A 6,131-nucleotide genomic window follows, 5' to 3' on the forward strand; every position below is an offset into this window, starting at 1 on the left:
CCATTGTCTACCATAAGGTGTGCTCCTACTGGTAAATTGTAGGATCTAATTAACTCACCATCTTTACCATAAATATGTAAAGTTGGAATTAATTTTTTGTTACGACCTTCAGAAATTACTTTTTCTTGGAAACCTGTTTGCTCATCAATTTCAACCATGAATGATTGTCCTTGTTCTAAATCTTCATAAGCAATTTTACCTGTAAATTCAGACACAATTACTCCATTATAAGGATCCCATTTACAAATAGCCGCTCCTTTTTCTACTTTATCTCCATCTTTTACAAAAATGGTAGAACCGTAAGGAATATTGTGCGTACTTAATAAAATACCTGTATTATTATCTTGTAATTTTAATTCGGTAGAACGAGAAATCACAATATCGATAGGTTTCCCATCAGCATCTTCTCCTTTTACTGTTTTTAAATCTTCAATTTCAAGTTTTCCTGTAAAACGAGCTGAAATTCCAGCTTCTTCAGAAATACCTCCTGCTACCCCTCCAACGTGGAAAGTACGAAGTGTTAACTGTGTTCCTGGCTCTCCAATTGACTGTGCAGCAATTACTCCGACAGCTTCACCTCTTTGTGCCATTTTACCAGTTGCTAAATTACGGCCGTAACATTTTGTACAGATTCCTTTTTTAGCTTCACAAGTTAATGCAGAACGCACTTCTACTTTTTCAATTGGCGAAGCTTCAACAGCTTTAACAATTGCTTCAGTAATGTGTTCACCGGCTTGAATTAAAACTTCAGAGTTGAATGGATTTATAACGTCTTGTAAGGCAACACGTCCTAAAATTCTTTCTCCTAATGTTTCCACAATTTCTTCATTTTTCTTTAATGCTGAAACTTCTACACCTCTTAAGGTACCACAATCAACAGAATTGATAATAACATCTTGAGATACATCATGTAGTCTACGAGTTAAATATCCTGCATCGGCAGTTTTAAGCGCTGTATCCGCTAATCCTTTACGTGCACCGTGAGTAGAAATGAAGTATTCTAAAATCGATAAACCTTCCTTAAAGTTAGAAAGAATAGGGTTTTCAATAATTTCACCACCACCTGCAGTTGATTTTTTCGGCTTAGCCATTAATCCACGCATACCAGTTAACTGACGAATTTGTTCTTTAGAACCCCTTGCACCAGAGTCAAGCATCATATATACCGAGTTGAAACCTTGTTGGTCTTCACGAATATTTTTCATTGCTAATTCTGTTAATTGTGCATTGGCAGAAGTCCAAATATCAATTACCTGATTGTAACGCTCATTATTTGTAATAAGTCCCATGTTATAGTTCATAGAAATACCTTCTACTTGCACACGAGCATCAGCAATTAATTGCGTTTTTTGTTCTGGAATACGAATATCACCTAAACTGAATGACAAGCCACCTTTGAAAGCGAATTTGTAACCCATGTCTTTCATATCATCTAAGAAAGCAGCTGTTGTAGGTACATTAGTAACCGATAAAATTTTACCAATAATATCTCTTAATGATTTTTTTGTTAAAACTTCATTGATATATCCTGCAGCTTCTGGTACTACTTCATTAAATAATACTCTACCTGCTGTAGTTTGAATAATTTGATTTACTAACTCGCCATTTTCATTAAAATCTCTTGCTCTAATTTTCACTCTAGCATTTAATTCTAATCTTCCTTCATTTAAAGCAATGTTTACTTCTTCCGCAGAATAGAAAGTTAATCCTTCTCCTAAAATAGTATGTTCAGGAGTTGATAAACGCTCTTTGGTCATGTAATACAGACCCAATACCATGTCTTGAGAAGGAACCGTAATTGGTGCACCATTCGCAGGATTCAAGATATTATGAGACGCTAACATTAATAATTGTGCTTCCAAAATAGCTTCTGGACCTAAAGGTAAGTGAACCGCCATCTGGTCACCATCGAAATCGGCGTTGAATGCCGTACATACTAATGGGTGTAACTGGATAGCTTTTCCTTCAATTAACTTGGGTTGGAACGCTTGGATACCTAAACGGTGAAGTGTAGGCGCACGGTTAAGTAATACTGGATGTCCTTTGATAACATTTTCTAAGATATCCCATACTACTGGTTCTTTTTTGTCGATAATTTTCTTAGCCGACTTTACTGTTTTAACAATTCCTCTTTCGATTAATTTACGAATAACGAATGGTTTGTATAATTCAGCAGCCATATCTTTTGGCAATCCACATTCGAACAATTTCATTTCTGGTCCAACAACAATTACGGAACGCGCAGAATAATCGACACGTTTTCCTAATAAGTTTTGACGGAAACGACCCTGTTTTCCTTTTAATGAATCGGATAAAGATTTTAATGGTCTGTTTGATTCTGTTTTAACTGCAGAAGCTTTTCTTGTATTATCGAAAAGTGAATCAACCGCTTCTTGCAACATACGTTTTTCATTACGTAAGATTACTTCAGGCGCTTTAATTTCCACTAATCTTTTTAAACGATTGTTACGGATAATTACTCTTCTGTATAAATCATTTAAATCTGAAGTTGCAAAACGACCACCATCTAAAGGCACCAAAGGACGTAATTCTGGTGGAATAACCGGAATTACTTTTAAAATCATCCATTCTGGACGGTTTTCTCTGTTTTTATTAGATTCACGGAAAGATTCAACAACATTCAATCTTTTTAATGCTTCTGTTTTTCTTTGTTTAGACGTTTCATTATTAGCTTTATGGCGTAAATCATAAGACAAAGCGTCTAAATCTGTACGCGCTAATAAATCCATGATACATTCAGCACCCATTTTGGCGATAAATTTATTTGGATCGTTATCGTCTAAATATTGGTTTTCCATTGGTAAGGTGTCTACAATATTTAAATATTCTTCTTCCGTTAAGAAGTCCAATCTATTTAAATCTTCACCTTCTGGACCTTTAGCAATACCAGCTTGGATTACTACATATCTCTCGTAGTAAATAATCATATCTAATTTCTTAGACGGTAATCCTAAAACGTAACCAATTTTATTTGGAAGCGAACGGAAATACCAGATATGAGCAATTGGCACTACAAGATTAATGTGCCCTACTCTGTCTCTACGTACTTTTTTCTCAGTAACTTCCACCCCACATCGGTCGCAAACGATTCCTTTGTAGCGAATTCTTTTATATTTTCCACAAGCACATTCGAAATCTTTTACTGGTCCGAAAATTCGTTCACAGAAAAGCCCATCTCTTTCTGGTTTGTGTGTACGGTAGTTGATTGTTTCTGGTTTTAATACCTCACCTCTTGATTCACCTAACATGGCTTCTGGCGATGCCAAACCAATTGTTATTCTGTTAAATCTTTTAACTCCTGTACTTTTGTCTTTGTTATTTCTATTATTCATCATAGTTTTTACTATTGATTTATGTGCAATTTAAAATTGATTCTTATTTAAGTCGAAAGTTTGAAAGTCAAAAGTCAAAAGTCGCATTAGACTTTCTGACTTTATAACTTTTTTGACTTTGGACTCAAAAACTACCTCGGCTTACTTCTCTAAACTTCAACATTAGTGTTGGAAGTGCTAGTTATATTTCTATAAAAAATCGGAACGGTTTACGGGTATAAATCCTAAAAACTCTTTATTAAAAAGTGTTCAGTGTTCAGTTTTTAGTGTTCAGACTGACCACTAAAAACTGACCACTAAATACTAAAATTATTCTTCTAATCTGATATCTAAACCAAGACCTTTTAATTCATGCATTAATACATTGAATGATTCAGGTAATCCTGGTTCTGGCATAGTTTCACCTTTAACGATTGCTTCGTAGGTTTTTGCTCTACCGTTTACGTCATCTGATTTAACGGTTAAGATTTCTCTTAAAGTACTTGACGCACCATATGCTTCAAGTGCCCAAACCTCCATCTCTCCGAAACGTTGTCCTCCAAATTGCGCTTTACCTCCTAAAGGTTGTTGCGTAATTAATGAGTACGGTCCGATAGAACGTGCGTGCATTTTATCATCAACCATATGCCCTAATTTAAGCATATAAATTACACCTACAGTTGCTGGTTGATGGAAACGCTCTCCTGTTCCACCGTCGTACAAGTAAGTATGACCGAATCTTGGAATGCCAGCTTCGTCAGTATATCCATTAATTTGATCTAATGAAGCACCGTCAAAGATAGGCGTCGCAAACTTTTTACCAGTTCTTAAACCCGCCCAACCTAATACGGTTTCATAAATCTGCCCAATATTCATACGAGAAGGTACTCCTAATGGGTTTAATACGATATCTACTGGTGTTCCGTCTTCTAAGAAAGGCATATCTTCTTGACGAACGATTTTAGCAACAATACCTTTGTTACCGTGACGTCCTGCCATTTTATCCCCTACTTTTAACTTACGTTTTTTAGCGATATATACTTTAGCTAATTTTAAAATTCCAGCAGGTAATTCATCTCCAACAGAAATTGTAAATTTCTCTCTTCTTAATACCCCTTGTAAATCATTTAATTTGATTTTATAGTTGTGTAGTAAATCGTTTATTAATGAATTGGTATGATCGTCTGTTGTCCATTGTCCTTTTGTTAAGTGGGCAAAATCTTCTACAGCTTGTAACATTTTTTTCGTGAATTTTTTACCTTTTGGTAGTACTTCTTCACCTAAATCATTAATTACACCTTGAGATGTTTTTCCGTCTACGATTAAGAATAATTTTTCAATTAACCTGTCTTTTAATTCGGTGAATTTCACTTCGAATTCCATTTCAAGTTTGTCTAAATCTTCTTTATCTTTAGAACGTTTGCGCTTATCTTTAACTGCTTTAGCAAATAATTTTTTATCTAAAACAACACCATGTAATGATGGAGACGCTTTTAATGAAGCATCTTTTACATCACCTGCTTTATCACCAAAGATAGCACGTAATAATTTTTCTTCTGGAGTTGGATCTGATTCCCCTTTAGGTGTAATTTTTCCGATAAGAATGTCGCCAGGTTTTACCTCTGCTCCAATTCGTATCATTCCGTTTTCATCTAAATCTTTAGTTGCCTCTTCCGAAACATTAGGAATATCATTAGTTAACTCTTCGTTACCTAATTTTGTATCTCTAACTTCTAATGAATAATCATCTACGTGAATAGAAGTAAAAATATCATCTCTTACTACTTTTTCAGAAATTACAATTGCGTCCTCAAAGTTATACCCTTTCCAAGGCATAAAGGCAACTTGTAGGTTTCTACCTAAAGCTAATTCTCCGTTTTGAGTAGCATATCCTTCACAAAGTACTTGACCTTTTTCCACTCTAGATCCTTTTCTAACGATAGGTTTTAAGTTGATAGTTGTACTTTGATTGGTTTTTCTAAATTTAATTAAGTTATACGTTTTTTCATCATCATCAAAACTCACCATCCTTTGTTCGTCAGTACGGTCGTATTTAATTGTCACTTTATTCGCGTCAACATAAGTAACTATACCAGCACCTTCTGCATTGATAAGTACACGAGAATCAGACGCCACTTGTCTTTCTAAACCAGTTCCTACAATAGGAGCTTCTGGTCTTAATAAAGGTACTGCCTGACGCATCATATTAGATCCCATAAGGGCTCTATTCGCATCATCATGTTCTAAGAATGGAATTAATGAAGCTGAAATAGAAGCGATTTGATTTGGTGCTACATCAGTATAATGTACTGCAGATGGAGAAACCACTGGGAAATCTCCCTCTTCACGAGCAATTACGTTATCTGCAAGTATTTTACCTTTTGCATCCATTTCAATATTTGCTTGCGCAATCATTTTTCCTTCTTCTTCTTCTGCGCTTAAATAAACTGGAGTAGAAACTAAGTCTACTACACCATCTGTAACCTTACGGTAAGGTGTTTCTATGAATCCCATTCCGTTTACTTTGGCATATACACCAAGTGAAGAAATCAAACCAATGTTTGGTCCCTCAGGCGTTTCAATAGGACATAAACGTCCGTAATGTGTATAGTGAACGTCACGAACCTCGAATCCTGCTCTTTCTCTAGATAAACCTCCAGGTCCTAGTGCTGATAAACGACGTTTGTGAGTTATTTCTGCTAATGGATTGGTTTGATCCATAAACTGAGATAACTGGTTGGTTCCGAAAAAAGAATTAATTACAGATGATAACGTTTTAGCGTTGATCAAATCTATAGG

At 35.3% G+C, this 6,131-nt stretch carries 2 protein-coding genes; both read right to left on the reverse strand.

Annotated features, from left to right (window positions below):
• Positions 1 to 3,356, reverse strand: a 3,356-nt coding sequence (gene rpoC / locus ACIQ2I_RS09165; protein ID WP_396182089.1) for a DNA-directed RNA polymerase subunit beta', incomplete at its 3' end; no start/stop codon positions are given.
• A 306-nt stretch (positions 3,357 to 3,662) separates the two neighbouring features.
• Positions 3,663 to 6,131 (reverse strand): DNA-directed RNA polymerase subunit beta (gene rpoB / locus ACIQ2I_RS09170; RefSeq protein ID WP_396182090.1); only part of this gene is annotated, 2,469 nt, incomplete at its 5' end.

It is taken from the genome of Flavobacterium sp. (assembly GCF_044368995.1).
In the GTDB taxonomy this organism is placed as follows: Bacteria; Bacteroidota; Bacteroidia; order Flavobacteriales; family Flavobacteriaceae; genus Flavobacterium.